Origin of the sequence: Paraburkholderia agricolaris (genome assembly GCF_009455635.1) — a bacterium.
Classification (GTDB): Bacteria; Pseudomonadota; Gammaproteobacteria; order Burkholderiales; family Burkholderiaceae; genus Paraburkholderia; species Paraburkholderia agricolaris.
Genome location: NZ_QPER01000001.1, coordinates 1,346,229 through 1,361,233, shown reverse-complemented (window position 1 = coordinate 1,361,233; position 15,005 = coordinate 1,346,229). Strand labels below are relative to the sequence as shown.

General features: G+C 61.5%; 11 protein-coding genes. 2 read left to right on the top strand and 9 right to left on the bottom strand.

Going from position 1 to position 15,005, the window contains the following annotated elements; translation table 11 throughout:
* Positions 1 to 250: 250 nt before the first annotated feature.
* The 5 genes from hydA to GH665_RS06120 form a co-directional block, all read right to left on the bottom strand.
* Positions 251 to 1,702: a dihydropyrimidinase gene (gene hydA, locus GH665_RS06140; protein WP_153135099.1), complete on the bottom strand. Its 1,452-nt coding sequence runs from the start codon at positions 1,700 to 1,702 to the stop codon at positions 251 to 253.
* 108 nt (positions 1,703 to 1,810) lie between these two features.
* Positions 1,811 to 3,322 carry an NCS1 family nucleobase:cation symporter-1 gene (locus tag GH665_RS06135; protein WP_153135098.1) on the bottom strand — a complete coding sequence of 504 codons (1,512 nt, stop codon included), beginning with the start codon at positions 3,320 to 3,322 and terminating at the stop codon, positions 1,811 to 1,813.
* Positions 3,323 to 3,439: 117 nt separating this feature from the next.
* Positions 3,440 to 4,768, bottom strand: coding sequence for an NAD-dependent dihydropyrimidine dehydrogenase subunit PreA (preA, locus tag GH665_RS06130; protein WP_153135097.1), 1,329 nt, complete (start codon positions 4,766 to 4,768; stop codon positions 3,440 to 3,442).
* A 67-nt stretch (positions 4,769 to 4,835) separates the two neighbouring features.
* Complete coding sequence (locus GH665_RS06125; protein ID WP_153135096.1) at positions 4,836 to 6,185, bottom strand: NAD(P)-dependent oxidoreductase; 1,350 nt, start codon at positions 6,183 to 6,185, stop codon at positions 4,836 to 4,838.
* 108 nt (positions 6,186 to 6,293) lie between these two features.
* Positions 6,294 to 7,574 (bottom strand): Zn-dependent hydrolase, encoded by a 1,281-nt coding sequence (locus GH665_RS06120; RefSeq protein WP_153135095.1) that lies wholly within the window; start codon positions 7,572 to 7,574, stop codon positions 6,294 to 6,296.
* A 302-nt stretch (positions 7,575 to 7,876) separates the two neighbouring features.
* Between GH665_RS06120 and GH665_RS06115 the strand changes: the two genes are divergently transcribed.
* Complete coding sequence (locus GH665_RS06115) at positions 7,877 to 8,641, top strand: TetR/AcrR family transcriptional regulator (protein ID WP_153135094.1); 765 nt, start codon at positions 7,877 to 7,879, stop codon at positions 8,639 to 8,641.
* Positions 8,642 to 8,734: 93 nt separating this feature from the next.
* Here the strand turns inward: GH665_RS06115 and boxA are convergent, their stop codons facing one another.
* The 4 genes from boxA to GH665_RS06095 form a co-directional block, all read right to left on the bottom strand.
* Positions 8,735 to 9,973: a benzoyl-CoA 2,3-epoxidase subunit BoxA gene (gene boxA / locus GH665_RS06110; protein ID WP_153135093.1), complete on the bottom strand. Its 1,239-nt coding sequence runs from the start codon at positions 9,971 to 9,973 to the stop codon at positions 8,735 to 8,737.
* 58 nt (positions 9,974 to 10,031) lie between these two features.
* Complete coding sequence (boxB, locus tag GH665_RS06105; RefSeq protein ID WP_153135092.1) at positions 10,032 to 11,459, bottom strand: benzoyl-CoA 2,3-epoxidase subunit BoxB; 1,428 nt, start codon at positions 11,457 to 11,459, stop codon at positions 10,032 to 10,034.
* Between the two features lie 97 nt (positions 11,460 to 11,556).
* Positions 11,557 to 13,227, bottom strand: a complete 1,671-nt coding sequence (gene boxC, locus GH665_RS06100) for a 2,3-epoxybenzoyl-CoA dihydrolase (RefSeq protein ID WP_153135091.1) — start codon at positions 13,225 to 13,227, stop codon at positions 11,557 to 11,559.
* A 117-nt stretch (positions 13,228 to 13,344) separates the two neighbouring features.
* On the bottom strand, positions 13,345 to 14,337 hold the full coding sequence (locus tag GH665_RS06095) for a helix-turn-helix transcriptional regulator (RefSeq protein ID WP_153135090.1): 993 nt from the start codon (positions 14,335 to 14,337) through the stop codon (positions 13,345 to 13,347).
* 184 nt (positions 14,338 to 14,521) lie between these two features.
* Here GH665_RS06095 and GH665_RS06090 point away from each other — a divergent pair, with 184 nt between their 5' ends.
* Positions 14,522 to 15,001 carry a DUF4863 family protein gene (locus tag GH665_RS06090; protein WP_153135089.1) on the top strand — a complete coding sequence of 160 codons (480 nt, stop codon included), beginning with the start codon at positions 14,522 to 14,524 and terminating at the stop codon, positions 14,999 to 15,001.
* Positions 15,002 to 15,005 lie beyond the last annotated feature (4 nt).

Below are 15,005 nucleotides of genomic sequence, written 5' to 3'. Positions count from 1 at the left end.
GCGTTTTTACAAAGGATCAGGTTTCCGATCAATATGCGCGTGCGTGCTAAGCGAACAGCCAGAACATCTCATGCAACGTCGAATTCGGCTTTACAGCAGATATTGAAGACGCGGCATGCATCGCACCACGGAACACGTGCCGGACGCCATCGGGGAAAACGCGGGAGGGGTATCGCCGCGGCGAACGCGCGGCGTCGAAAAGGGTCAGTCCGGGCGGCGCGAGGAGGCCGCCCGTCAGATTGCAAACGGCTTACCGTTCCACCGGATGCGGCTCCTTGCGCTTGTTGGCCACCCGGATCGCGTCGAAATAAGCCGGATTCGGCGGGCGCTTCAGATAACGCCCAGCGCCACGCACGGCCCGCAACTCGCCATCGGTCCATGCCAGTGCGCCACGCGTGAGCGTGTGCATCGCCACACCCTGCACCGTCATTCCTTCGAACACGTTGAAGTCGACTTTCTGATGATGCGTCTTCACCGAGATCGTTTTGCTGGCCGCCGGGTCCCATACGACCAGGTCGGCATCCGCGCCCACCTGCACTGCACCCTTGCGCGGATACAGGTTGAAGATCTGCGCGGCGTTAGTCGACGTGATGCGCACGAACTCATTCGGCGTGAGACGCCCCGAATTCACACCGTGATGCCAAAGCACCGCCATGCGATCTTCAACACCGCCGCAGCCGTTCGGGATCTTTGTGAAGTCATCGCGCCCCATGGCCTTCTGCGACGCGCAGAACACGCAGTGATCGGTCGCGGTGGTGTGCAACTGCCCTGCTTGCAGCCCCCGCCACAACGCTTCGCGATGCTCCGCGGAACGGAACGGCGGGCTCATGACATGCGCTGCGGCACGGGTCCAGTCGGGATCGCGATACACGGCTTCGTCGATCACCAGATGGCCCGGCAGCACTTCACCGAACACGCGAAGGCCTTCGCTGCGAGCGCGCGCGATCGCGTCGACCGCATCTTTCGAGGAGACGTGAACGATGTAGACCGGTACGCCCAGCACCTGGGCGATGCGAATCGCGCGGTTGGCAGCCTCACCCTCGACTTCCGGCGGCCGCGACAACGGATGCGCTTCCGGGCCCGTAAAGCCCTTTGCCAGCAACTGACGCTGCAACTGAAACACCAGTTCGCCGTTTTCCGCATGCACGGTAGGCAGCGCGCCGAGTTCGAGCGAACGTGAAAAGCTGTTCACCAGCACTTCGTCATCGGCCATGATCGCGTTCTTATAGGCCATGAAGTGCTTGAAACTCGACACGCCATGTTCGTGCACCAGGGTGCCCATGTCGCGATAGACCGAATCGTCCCACCACGTTACCGCGACGTGAAAACCGTAGTCCGCCGAAGCCTTTTCCGCCCAGCCCCGCCATTCCTTGAACGCCTCCATCAACGGCTGCTTCGGACTCGGAATCACAAAGTCGATGATGCTGGTCGTGCCGCCGGATAAACCCGCGGCCGTACCCGTATAGAAATCGTCGCTGGCCGTGGTGCCCATGAACGGCAATTCCATGTGCGTGTGCGGATCGATGCCGCCGGGCATCACATACTGCCCACCCGCATCGACGATCGTGGCGCCGGCCGGCGCTGCCAGGTCCGCTCCGATCTGCAGGATCGTGCCGCCATCCTGCGGGTCCGCACACAACACGTCCGCACGATACGTGTCGTCCGCGTCGATAATCGTGCCGCCGCGAATCAGGGTCGTCATGTTGCCGCCTCCTTATGAACTGCTGGTTTCGGTGCTACGTATTACCTATTTCGTCTGCTGCGCGCCTGGCTCATGCGCATGCATTCAAGCATTCAAGCATTTGCCCACTCACGCACTCGCCACGCGCGCGCTCGGCCCCTTGCTCAGCTTCATCCATGCGCTGTATACGATCGACGCCAACGCGAGCCCGACAAACCAGGCATAGGTATAGAGCGTATTGAAAATGGCCGGAACGTTCGGGAACGATGCCGGAAACGCGGTGTGCAAAAAACCAGGCAGATTGGGCAGCACGCCGATCACAAGCGCCACCACCGCGCCGATATTCCAGCCGCCGGTGTAGCTGTACTCACCATGCTCGTCGAACAGTTCACGCGCGTTCAACCGCGTGCCGCGAATCAGGAAGTAGTCGACCATCAGAATGCCCGCCACCGGACCGAGCAAAGCCGAGTAGCCGACCAGCCAAGTGAAGATATAGCCCTGCGTGGTGGCGAGAATCTTCCACGGCATCATCACGATGGCGATGGTTGCGGTAATCATGCCGCCGACGCGGTATGAAATACCCTTGGGCCACAGGCTCGAAAAATCATAAGCCGGACCGACGAGATTCGCCGCCAGATTGCAGCACATCGTATCCAGCGTCAGAATAATCAATGCAAGGCCGACGCCGATGCCGGTCATGCGGCTCGTCAGGTCGATCGGGTCCCAGATCGCCTTGCCGTAGATCACCACCGTCGCCGAGGTCACCACCACGGAGATCACCGAGAGCAGCGCCATCGGAATCGGCAAGCCAATTGACTGGCCGATCACCTGATCGCGCTGCGTCCTGGCAAAGCGGGTGAAGTCGGGGATATTCAGCGCCAGCGTCGCCCAGAAACCCACCATTGCTGTGAGGCCTGGCCAGAAGGTCACCCAGAACATGCCCTCCTTCTTGCCACCCGGCACGAACTGCGACGGCGCCGACAGCATCGAACCGAGTCCGCCCGCCTTCGAGGTCGCCCACCACACCAGCGCGATACACATCACGATCTTGATCGGCGCGGACCAGCTTTCGAGCCAGCGGATCGAATCGGTGCCGTGAATGATGAAGTAGATCTGCAGCGCCCAGAACACCAGGAAACACGCGAGTTGCGTGAGCGAGATGTCGAGAAATGGCAAGGCCGCGCCGTGCAGCGCGTTGCCGGTCAGAATGTTCAGCAGTGTGTAGATCGCGCTGCCGCCAAGCCATGTCTGAATGCCGTACCAGCCGCACGCGACGATCGCGCGCAGCATCGCCGGCAATTTCGCGCCTTGCGTGCCGAACGAGGAACGCACCAGCACCGCATAAGGAATGCCGTGCTTCGCGCCCGCATGTCCGATCAGCAGCATCGGCACCAGCACGATCAGATTGCCGAGCAGCACCGTCGCCACCGCCTGCCACGGCGACATGCCCTCCTCCGTCAACCCGGCTGCGAGCATGTACGACGCAATGTTCATCACCATCCCGACCCAGAGCGCGGCAAAGTGATACCAACGCCACGTACGCTGCGCGATGCCGGTGGGCGCAAGGTCGTCGTTATAAAGACTGCTGCCCTGCGCGCCGGCCGCAAACTGCGGATCGACGGGTTGCGCTGTCTGCTTCATCGAAAGATCTCCACTGATCGTTGAGGCCCGCGCGACTTCTGATGGCGCGTCGGGCCTTGGGAAAACACCAGGTTCAGTACAAACGCTGCGTTTCCTTTCTTACAGATAGCCCATGTTTCAGGCTGCTTTTGCGGCATGGGCGTGCTCGACGGCTTCAGCCGCGTCCGACGTGTCGCCTGCTCCAGCATTGACCCGCGCAGGGTTGTTCGGATGCGTGGTCCAGTTCGCGTACTCGCCGCTGTCCACCCGCTCCATCGTGATGCACTGCTCGACCGGGCACACATGCATGCACAGATTGCAGCCGACACATTCGGAGTCCATCACTTCAAAATGCCGAACGCCATCTTTTTCTTTCATGATCGCCTGGTGAGCCGTGTCTTCACAGGCGATATGACAGAGGCCGCACTGGATGCACTTGTCCTGATCGATGCGCGCCTTGATGTCGTATTTGAGGTTCAGGTATTTCCAGTCGGTGACGTTCGGCACGGCACGGCCGCGAATGTCGTCGAGCGTCGCGTAACCTTTCTCGTCCATCCAGTTCGAGAGGCCATCCGCGAGATCGGAGACGATACGAAATCCATAATGCATCGCCGCGGTGCACACCTGCACGCTGCCCGCGCCGAGCACCATGAATTCGGCCGCATCGCGCCACGTCGAAATACCGCCGATGCCGGAAATCGGCAGATTCGGCGTTTCCACGTCGCGTGCGATTTCGGCCACCATGTTCAGCGCGATCGGTTTGACCGCCGGACCGCAGTAGCCGCCGTGCGTGCCTTTGCCGTCGACCATCGGCAACGGCGACATTGCATCGAGATCCACCGCGACAATCGAGTTGATCGTATTGATCAGCGACACGCCGTCCGCGCCGCCTTTATAGGCCGCCCGCGAACCGAGGCGGATGTCGCTGATATTCGGCGTGAGTTTGACGAGGCACGGCAGCTTCGAGCCTTCTTTCACCCAGCGCGTGACCATTTCGATGTACTCGGGCACCTGGCCCACCGCCGCCCCCATACCCCGCTCGCTCATGCCGTGCGGGCAGCCGAAGTTCAATTCCACCGCATCGGCGCCGGTATCTTCGACGAGCGGCAAGATCCACTTCCAGTCGCGTTCGTTGCACGGCACCATCAGCGAAACGATCATCGCGCGCTCGGGCCAGTCGCGTTTGACCTGTGCGATTTCCTTGAGGTTGACGTCGAGCGGGCGATCGGTAATCAATTCGATGTTGTTCAGGCCCGCGATGCGCTGGCCGTTCCATTGCACGGCGCCGTAGCGCGAGCTGACGTTCACCACATGCGGGTCGAGGCCCAACGTCTTCCACACCACCCCGCCCCAGCCCGCTTCGAACGCGCGGTTCACGTTATAGGCTTTGTCGGTCGGCGGCGCGGAGGCGAGCCAGAAAGGATTCGGCGACGTAATGCCGGCAATCGTACAGCGCAGATCGGCCATGTTCGGCTCCTTGGGGGACTGCTGTTTTATCTTGTGTGATGCGTAGCTAAGGCAGGTTTATGTCGCCTTACGCGGCTTTGACGGCCGTACGGGCGAATTCGGCGTCAATCGCGGCAGCAGCGGTCTTGCCGTCCTGCACCGCTTGCACCGTCAGATCGATCCCACCCGTTGCCGCGCAATCGCCGCCCGCCCACACGCCACACAACAAGGTTTGTCCGTTTGCGTCGACAGCAATGCGGCTGCCGTCCAGCGTCAGCAATTCGCGCTCGATACCGACGGGCACCAGGGTCTGTCCAATGGCCTTGAGCACCATATCGGCCTCGACTACGAAGCGTTCATGATTGCCATCGCCTGACGTACGTTCAAACTCGACGCCGATGACCACGCCACCGTCTCCAATCAAACGTACCGGCGTTGCGTGCGTGACCAGCGTGACGCCGTTGGTCTGCGCGAAGTCGCGTTCCGCCCACGTCGCGCTCATCGATTCGACGCCACGCCGATACACCATCGTCACCGAGCTCGCGCCGAGCTTGCGGCTTTGCACGGCCGCATCCACGGCCGTATTGCCACCGCCGATCACAACGACCCGGCGGCCCACCGGCACTGTGCCGAAATCGTTCGCGGTGCGCACCTGCTCGATGAAATCCACCGCGTTCATCACGCCACTCAGGTCCTCGCCTTCCATCGCCAACGCGCGCACGCCCGTCAGACCGATCGCGAGGAAGACCGCGTCATGCTGTTTGCGCAGCGTGTCGAGATCCACGTCGCGTCCAAGCGTTACGCCATGCCTGATTTCTATGCCGCCGATCGAGCACAGCCACGCCACTTCGCGCTGGGCAAAATCGTCGACGGTTTTATAAGCGGCGATGCCGTATTCGTTCAGGCCGCCCGCTTTCTCGTGCGCGTCATAGATGGTCACGTTATGGCCGGCCAACGCAAGCCGATGCGCACACGCCAGGCCAGCCGGTCCCGCACCGACCACCGCGACATGCCGCCCTGTTTCGGCCGCACGCTTGAACAGCACTTCACCGCGCGCCATCGCCCAATCAGTCGCATGCCGTTGCAGCGCGCCGATCGCCACCGGCTTCGCATCCTGATGGTTGCGCACGCAAGCCCCTTCGCACAGGATCTCGGTCGGGCAAACGCGCGCGCACATGCCGCCTAACGGATTCGCCGACAGAATGTCGACGGCCGCGCCCTTCAGATTGCCGTTGCCGATCTTGCGAATGAAACTGGGAATGTCGATTTGCGTCGGACACGCGTTCACACAGGGCGCGTCGTAACAGTAATGACAGCGGCTCGCCGCCGCAGCCGCGGCACTCGCGTCGAGCAGCGGCGCAATGTCCGAGAACTCGCACGAGAGTTGATCGGCCGATAGACGGTGAGCCGCAATATCGCCGGTTTGCTTGATGGCCATACACGTTCCTTCTTCGATGTGAGGACGTAGCCGGTCCTGCCGGCTGCGCTGACGCGGAGCCGGGACGGCTTGTTTTATGGGCACTACGGTGAGGCTACCGCTAAAGCGTTATGAAACCGGCTCGCACGCTCGTCCGAGCATCGCGTGCAATAGCACGTTGGCGCCCGCTTCGATCCATTCGAAGGTGGCGTCTTCGATCTCGTTGTGACTGATCCCGTCGACGCACGGCACAAACACCATCGAGGTCGGTGCGACTTGCGACAGATAGCAGGCGTCGTGTCCCGCACCGGACACCATGTTGCGATGCGGGTAGCCGAAGCGTTCGGCCGCGGCGCGCACGGACTTCACGCAGGCTTCGTCGAAAGCCACTGGCGCGTAGTAAAAGATCTGTTCGAGTTCGGTTTCCAGACCAATCGCGCTCGTGATATCCGCCACGCCTTGACGCAACGCGGCATCCATCTTCGCGAGCACGGCATCGTCCGGATGACGAAAATCGACCGTGAAGAACACACGACCGGGAATCACATTGCGCGAGTTCGGATAGACCTGCATCATGCCGACCGTCGCGCAGCCGAACGGCGCGTTATCCAGCCCGATGCGATTGACCAGATCGACCACGCGCGCGGCGCCGAGCAAAGCATCGCGACGGCGCGGCATAGGCGTGGGACCTGCGTGAGCCTCTTGCCCCGTCAGCGTGATTTCGTACCAGCGCTGACCTTGCGCATCGGTCACCACGCCAATGGTTTTTTGCTCGGCTTCGAGAATCGGCCCTTGCTCGATGTGCAATTCGAACGCGGCGTGCAAGGGGCGGCCGCCACAAGGAAGATCGCCGGCATAGCCGATCCGTTTGAGTTCCTCGCCGATGGTCTTGCCGTCCACGTCCTTACGCGAGAGACCGTAGTCCAGCGTGAAGACGCCGGCAAACACACCGGAGGCAACCATTGCAGGCGCGAAACGCGAGCCTTCTTCGTTAGTCCAGATCACCACTTCAACCGGATGTTCTGTCTCGATGCCATGGTCGTTCAGACTGCGAATTACTTCGAGTCCGCCGAGCACGCCATAGATGCCGTCGAAGCGGCCGCCGGTTGGCTGCGAGTCCGCGTGCGAGCCGGTCATGACCGGCAATGCAGCGGGATTGCGGCCGGTGCGGCGCATGAACACATTGCCCATCTGATCGACACTGACCGTGCAGCCGGCTTCCTTCGCCCAGCTCACGATCAGGTCACGTCCCTGTTTGTCGAGGTCGGTCAGCGCCAGCCGGCAGACGCCGCCTTTGGGCGTCGCGCCGATCTTCGCCATCGTCATCAGGCTGTCCCACAACCGCTTGCCGTCGACCTTGATCGACGTAGTGGGTTCTGCGCTCTTCAGCGCTTCGGATACCGCGTTCATTCGTCTCGCTCCTTTCGGTGAACCGACATGAAACTGGTGCAGGGGCGGCGGGTTTTGGGGCGTGGCCGCACGGCGGCGGTGCACACTCGATGCTTTCGATCGCCTCCTGTTCAGAGGGCAAACCCTGGGGCATCGCCCGCTCTCTCAATCCTGTCCAGTTGGACAGGTTGTAGACGATTAAGCCCGCCAAATCAACACCTTTCGTACGGTGGAAAACATAGCGAGAAGCGTGCCATTGCAGTGCAGCACGCGTTTATCGGCGGTATCGAATGCGTGCGCCCATCCGCGCTCAAACGACTAGAATGAAGCGCGACGCGGCACACATGCCGATGAAGGCCAACATGAGAGACGACAACGTGGCTGCCGACATCACCGAAAACAACGAGACAAAGGACGAAACGCCCGCACCTTTGCGGCGGCGCAAGGCGCACATTCGCGAGTCGAATGAAACGCATTTGTTGGCGTGCGCCGAAGCCGTTTTCGCGGAACGAGGACTCGACGGCACCAGCACGGCGATGATCGCGGAGCGCGCAGGCTTACCGAAAGCTAACCTGCATTACTACTTCCCAACAAAGCTCGCGCTGTACCGGCGTGTGCTGGAAGACCTGTTCGAGGACTGGCACCGCGCGGCGGATACGTTCGAGTGCAGCGACGATCCGGTCGAAGCGATCGGCGGATACGTACGCGCGAAAATGGAGTTGTCGCGCCGCCGGCCCTTAGGCTCGAAAGTGTGGGCGAGCGAGATCATTCACGGCGCGGAACACATGGAGGACATTCTCACGGGGCGCGTGAAGCCCTGGCTGGACAGCAGAGTGAAGGTGATCGACAACTGGATCGCACGCGGACTGCTGGCGCCGGTGAATGCGCAAACATTGATGTACATGATCTGGGCGACTACCCAGCATTACGCCGACTTCGACGCGCAGATTCGCGCGCTTAAAGGCAAGCGCGCGCTGACACAGAAGGCATTCGAAGCAACCACGGAGGAAGTCGTGCAGTTGGTGATCCGCGCGTGTGGCGCGGTGTCGCCGGCGCAGCACGAGGACGGCGCGGACCCGTCCAGATAGAAAGCAAAAAAACCGGCTGCGTTTTTCACGGTCAGCCGGTTTTCATACTAGTGCGTGAGATCGCTCTCGCGGCTTGGCAGCTCGCTTACCCGTTCAATACGTCTCCAGATGCAACCGCCCTTCCCGCTTCAGCTTCATCCACAGCGCTTCCCAGTCGAGTTGATGCTGTTCGCCGATTTCCTTGAGCGCCTGCAGCACACCGTCTTCCATGCCCTTCAATCCGCACACGTAGATATGCGTGTTGTCGTCCTTGAGCATGTGCGCGACGTCCACCCCACGCTCACGCATCGCGTCCTGCACGTAGCGCTTGGGCTGACCCGGCGTACGCGAGAACGCCAGGTTCGTGTCGATGAAATCCTTCGGCAGATTCGTCAACGGGCCGAAGTACGGCAACTCTTCCTTGGTGCGCGCGCCGAAGAACAACATCAGCTTGCCGGTCGCGCCTTTCAGGCGCCGCCGCCTACGGTACTCGGTCATCGCGCGCATCGGCGCCGATCCGGTGCCCGTGCAAATCATCAGCAGATGCGAGTTCGGATGATTCGGCATCAGGAACGTGCCGCCGAACGGGCCGATCACGCTCACCACGTCGCCCTTTTTCAGATCGCACAGATAGTTCGAGCAGACTCCATCGAGCGCGTCGCCATGCTGTCGGGAAACCCGCTTCACGGTAAGTGAAACGTTGTTATAGCCAGGGCGTTCGCCGTCGCGTGGGCTCGCAATCGAATATTGCCGCGCGTGATGCGTGCGGCCATCGGCGGCGGCTCCAGGCGGCAGGATGCCGATCGACTGGCCTTCCAGAACAGGGAACGGCATCGAACCGAAATCGAGCACGATGTGATGGATATCGCTATCGGTCGAAGCGTCGGTGAGCCGGTAGTTGCCGACCACCGTTGCGGTAGTCGGCGCCTTGTGGGTATAGAGATTCACGTAGGGCTTCGCGGCAGACCATGGCGGCACGACCGAGCCGCGCACGGTATCGACTTCGATACCGCTCGCGTCTGCCGGCGCATCGCCCGATGCGCCGGTGTCGCCCTCTTCCGGCGCCGGCACGGCCATCGTGTTCTGCTCCGGCAGCACGTCCCATTTGAGTTGCTCGTCAATGGGATATGCGTCGGCCTTCAGCACGGTGCGCCAGTTATCGATCGCGCCGGTGGGACACGGTGGCACGCACGCCATGCAGCCGTTGCAAACATCCGCCTTGACGACATAGTTGTTCTCGTCGTGCGTGATCGCATCGACCGGGCAAGTCTCTTCGCACGTATTGCAGCGAATGCAGATTTCCGGATCGATCAGATGCTGCCTGAGAACTTCGATCGATACTGGGCCGTTCATGACTTCCTCCACCCTATATTCGCGCGAATACGACACCGCGCGTTTCCAATCACCGTACTCAATTGAAACGCACGTACTCGAAATCGACCGGCTGACGGTTCACACCCATGGCCGGCGGCGCAATCCAGTTCGCGAACTTGCCGGGCTCGACCACGCGGCCCATCAACGAAGCGACGTACGCACGATCTTCCGGCGTTGCGAGCCACTTCGCTTCGTTGGCGGCCCACTCGGTTTCGCTGACCACCCGGCCATCGGGCGACACACGAGTACCCGCAAAGGTGCCGATCTGGCGGTTGAACGCTTTATGCGGCACCGTCATGCGGAAATCGATTCCGGCCTTCTCGAGCACCTTGTTCCAGCGACCGACGCCCGCCACCGAATCTTTAATGTAGTCGTCGCGCAGCACTTCGTTCATCGCGTTGAGCATCGGTACTTCGCGCTCCACCAGTTTGCCGTTCTGCACGTCGAGCAGCTTGTAGCTTTGACCGTTCAATTGATGATCGTCGTCGCGCTTGTTCTCTTCATAGCGACCCTTCAGGCCCGAGCTATAGAACGTAGCCGCATTCGACGAATGATCGGCGCCGAACAGGTCGATCGTCACGGAATAATGGAAGTTCAGATAACGCTGGATAGTCGGCAGATCGATCACACCGGCCGCGCGAATCTTCGCGACGTCGTCCGTGCCCAGTTCGTTCATCACCTGCGCGGTGCGCTGGATCACGCGCGACACGCCCGATTCGCCGACAAACATGTGATGCGCTTCTTCGGTCAGCATGAACTTCGTGGTGCGTGCGAGCGGATCGAAACCCGACTCGGCGAGTGCCGACAACTGGAACTTGCCGTCACGGTCGGTAAAGTACGTGAACATGTAGAACGCCAGCCAGTCCGGCGTTTTCTCGTTGAACGCGCCGAGAATGCGTGGGTTGTCATCGTCACCCGAACGGCGGCCGAGCAGTGCTTCGGCTTCCTCACGACCGTCGCGGCCGAAGTAACGGTGCAGCAGATAGACCATCGCCCACAGGTGGCGGCCCTCTTCCACGTTCACCTGGAACAGGTTGCGCAGGTCGTACATGGACGGCGCGGTCAAACCCAGATGCCGCTGCTGCTCCACCGAAGCCGGCTCCGTATCGCCTTGCGTCACGATAATGCGGCGCAGATTCGCGCGATGCTCGCCGGGCACGTCCTGCCATGCCGCTTCGCCCTTGTGCTCACCGAAATGAATCTTGCGGTCCTGCTCGCCGGGCGTGAGGAAAATGCCCCAGCGATAATCCGGCATCTTCACGTGATCGAAATGCGCCCAGCCGCCCGCGTCGACGCTCACCGCCGTGCGCAGATACACGTCGTAGCCATGCGAGCCTTCCGGGCCCATATCGCCCCACCACGACAGAAAATTCGGCTGCCATTGTTCGAGCGCGCGTTGCAGGGCGCGGTCGTCGGCGAGATTGACGTTGTTCGGAATCTTTTCGCTGTAATTGATCGTAGACATGGTCGGTTCCCTGGTCGGAATACAGAGCTTGCGGATGAGAGGCGCGCGCCGGGCAGGTGGCGTCGCTAAACGTTACGTCGTGTCGTGTCGAAGAAACTCAAACACGTGAGACGTCGAATTGCGCCTTGCTGCCTTTGCCGTACACCTTGAGCGCGCCCTTCTCGCCCACTGCGTTCGGCCGGTTGAAGATCCAGTTCTGCCATGCGGTGAGACGCCCGAAAATACGCGTCTCCATGGTTTCCGGGCCGTTGAAGCGCAGATTCGCTTCCAGGCCGGTCAACGCATCCGGCGACATGGCAGCACGTTCTTCGAGCGCGATGCGAATTTCGTCGGCCCAATCGATATCGTCGGGCGAAGCGGTCACGAGGCCCAGACGCTCGGCTTCAACCGGTTTGATCGCCTGGCCGATCTTCGAGCGCACCGCGTCGAGCGGCTCGACTTCTTCATAGAAGCGCCGCGCAAGGCGCGATTGATGCGTGACCATCGGATAGAGACCGAAGTTAGCTTCTGTCAGCGTTATAGCCGGCTCTTCGTCTTCGTTGCTTGGCAGTGCCGCCATATAGCTGCGGTCGCAGGCAAACGCGAGTTCCGCGAAGGTGCCCGCAAAGCACGAGCCCGGTTCGATCAGCGCGAATAGCGAACGCGACGACACGTCGATACGCGCCAGCGTGCGGCGCAGGAGGCCGATGGTTTCGCGCACGAACCAGTGGTCCTTGTGCTGCATCAGCGTGGCGTCGGCGGCGAGCAGATTGCGTGCATCGCCTTCGGTCTTGAAGACCCAGGTGCCGACGTCGAGCTCGTTGGTGCGCATCGACAGGATCGCATCGTCGAGTTCGCGCGCAAACTGCAGCGGCCACCAGCTCGTGCCGGCGGCGACGATCGCGTCGATCCCGGTGGGTTGTCCGGCTTGCGGCGCCCTGGCCGTAAAAGTGGCGATGCGTTTCGCCCGATCGATCGTGACGTCGAGCGTTTTGTAAGTCAGGCCGTCTTCGCGATCGGTGCGTTCGATACGCGTGAGCATCACGCCTTGCGCATCCGATGGACGATCGCTTTGTTCGGCGAGTTCGAGCGCGCGTGCCTGAATCGCCTGGTCGAACTGATTCGGCTTCACGACTTCATCCACGAGACGCCATGCTTTCGCGCGCTCACCGCGAATGCCTTCCACCACCGTGCAGAAGATGTCCGCACGGTCGTGACGCACCTTGCGTTTATCGGTGACGCGCGTCAGGCCACCGGTGCCCGGCAGCACGCCCAGCAGCGGCACCTCCGGCAGCGATACCGACGACGAGCGGTCATCCACCAGATAGATTTCGTCGCAAGCGAGCGCGAGTTCATAACCGCCGCCCGCGCACGCACCGTTCACGGCAGCGAGAAACTTCAGACCCGAATAACGCGACGAGTCTTCGAGACCGTTGCGCGTTTCGTTGGTGAACTTGCAGAAGTTGACCTTCCACGCATGCGTGGAGAGGCCCAGCATGAAGATGTTCGCGCCCGAGCAGAACACCCGGTCCTTGAGACTCGTCAGCACGACCGTTCTGACTTCAGGATGTTCGAAGCGGATGCGCTGTATCGCGTCGTGCAATTCGATATCGACCCCGAGGTCGTATGAATTCAGCTTCAGCTTGTAACCGTCCCGGATGCCGCCGTCCTCGGCGATATCGATGCCGAGGGTCGCGACCGGACCGTTGAAACTCAGCTTCCAATGCTTGTACTGCGAGGGATCGGTGCGGTAATCGACCGGCGCGATTGCGGTTTCTGCTGTGGACATGGGGCGTCTCCTGACTGGACGATGCGAAACTTGTTTCTCGAACAATAGTGCATCGTCAACCCCATGTAAAGCACTTTAGTGCATGTTTGCTAGTAAACCCTGGAACCCCACTGCACGTCAGCCGATCCGTACTTCATCCGGCGATTCGGCCGCGAGCCTTGCAGCAAGCCGGTCGCGCAGTTGCAAGTAGGCGTCGGCCAAGGTTTTTTCGCTGGTATCGAAGGTCATGTCGGCGCGGCCGTAAAGCTCACTGCGCCCCGCGAGGATGCGCTTGAGGTCGTCCATCGCCTCCTTGTTACCGGACATCGGGCGCAGGTCGCCTTGCGCCACGACACGGCGCATATGCTCTTCCGGCGTGGCTTGCAGCCATACGGTGAAGCAGTGCGACAGCAGTGCGTTGAAGGTGCCGGACTCCGACACCAGCCCGCCCGGCGACGCAATCACCGCGCGCTCGTGTTCCTGAATCACCGCCTCGAGCGCGCGATGCTCATAGCGCCGGTACGCGCTCGCGCCATAGAGGGAATGAATCTCGGACGGCGGGCAGCCGGCCAGTTGCTCGATCACGCGCGTGAGTTCGACGAACGGCACCTTGCGCTCCTGCGCCAGCATCCGCCCAAAGGTCGACTTGCCGGCCCCACGCAAGCCAATCAGCGCGATCCGGTCCCTGCGATGCGGGTCGCGCGGCGCTTGCGCAAACATCTCGGCAAGCGCCACGCGGGCGCGCTGCAGCGCCGCCTGGTCGCGCCCTTGCAGCAATTCGCGGATCAGCAGCCATTCGGCGGATGCGGTGGTTTCGTCGCCGATGACTTCAGCCAGCGGACAGTTCAGCGTCGCTGCGATTTGCCGCAGCACCAGCACCGACGCGTTGCCCACCCCGGACTCCAGATTCGCCAGATGACGCTCGGACAAGCCGGTTTCGGTCGCCAGCGTTTTGCGCGTCATGCCGCGGCGCGCGCGCAGCAGGCGCACACGCTCGCCCATTGCGGTGAGAAAAGGATCACGCTCCTCGCGTTCGCCGGCGCGCTCAGTGGCGCCGGCGGCCCGCTCCGTGCGGCTTGCGTCTTCATCGGCAGAATCATCCAGCGGTGTGGAAGAGTAATTTTGGTTCATGTTTAACTGCCTCTTGAATACGTTACATGTACTATAGTGCTTGACAGGTGCAGAGTGAACGGTTAATTTTCGCCAAATATTGATCCAATAACAAACGCTACCGAGGTTTTTCGGCAGCGTTACGGAAACGGTGCGACGACACGCATGAATTAACCTGCGTACGCGCGTCGATCTGGAGGCTTGCATGTCCCCACATAACTTCCAACGCCTGGTTGCGGGCGTGACCGAGCAGCTTGCCGGCCGGCCGCTCGACAGCACGCTGGCCACATGGCTCAACGACACCTATCCCGCGGATAGCGCAACCTTCCGCAATCTGACGGACGCCTGCCGCACCGGCGTGGCCGAAGGCTGGTTGTGCAACCGCGAAGGCGGCGGCATTCGCTATGGCCGGATCTTCAAGGCGCTGCCGGAGACCCACGGTTTTTCTGTGGACGTCGTGGATATGAAGGATATTGCCGGTCCACATCACGTTCACCCGAACGGCGAAATCGATCTGATCATGCCGCTCACCGAAGGCGCCACCTTCGACGGTCATCCTGCCGGCTGGTGCGTGTATAGCCCCGGCAGCGCGCATCGCCCGACCGTCGCGGACGGCCAGGCGCTGGTGCTGTATCTGCTGCCGCAAGGCGCGATCGAGTTCACCGCCCCGCCTCCTTCCGCCTGAGACT

Bases quoted from the DNA above. Each gene is read 5' to 3' on its own strand.
- hydA (WP_153135099.1), bottom strand. From the start codon at position 1,702: ATGACGACCCTGATTCGCGGCGGCACGATTATCGACGCGGACGACACG.
- GH665_RS06135 (WP_153135098.1), bottom strand. From the start codon at position 3,322: ATGAAGCAGACAGCGCAACCCGTCGATCCGCAGTTTGCGGCCGGCGCG.
- preA (WP_153135097.1), bottom strand. From the start codon at position 4,768: ATGGCCGATCTGCGCTGTACGATTGCCGGCATTACGTCGCCGAATCCT.
- GH665_RS06125 (WP_153135096.1), bottom strand. From the start codon at position 6,185: ATGGCCATCAAGCAAACCGGCGATATTGCGGCTCACCGTCTATCGGCC.
- GH665_RS06120 (WP_153135095.1), bottom strand. From the start codon at position 7,574: ATGAACGCGGTATCCGAAGCGCTGAAGAGCGCAGAACCCACTACGTCG.
- GH665_RS06115 (WP_153135094.1), top strand. From the start codon at position 7,877: ATGAAGCGCGACGCGGCACACATGCCGATGAAGGCCAACATGAGAGAC.
- boxA (WP_153135093.1), bottom strand. From the start codon at position 9,973: ATGAACGGCCCAGTATCGATCGAAGTTCTCAGGCAGCATCTGATCGAT.
- boxB (WP_153135092.1), bottom strand. From the start codon at position 11,459: ATGTCTACGATCAATTACAGCGAAAAGATTCCGAACAACGTCAATCTC.
- boxC (WP_153135091.1), bottom strand. From the start codon at position 13,227: ATGTCCACAGCAGAAACCGCAATCGCGCCGGTCGATTACCGCACCGAT.
- GH665_RS06095 (WP_153135090.1), bottom strand. From the start codon at position 14,337: ATGAACCAAAATTACTCTTCCACACCGCTGGATGATTCTGCCGATGAA.
- GH665_RS06090 (WP_153135089.1), top strand. From the start codon at position 14,522: ATGTCCCCACATAACTTCCAACGCCTGGTTGCGGGCGTGACCGAGCAG.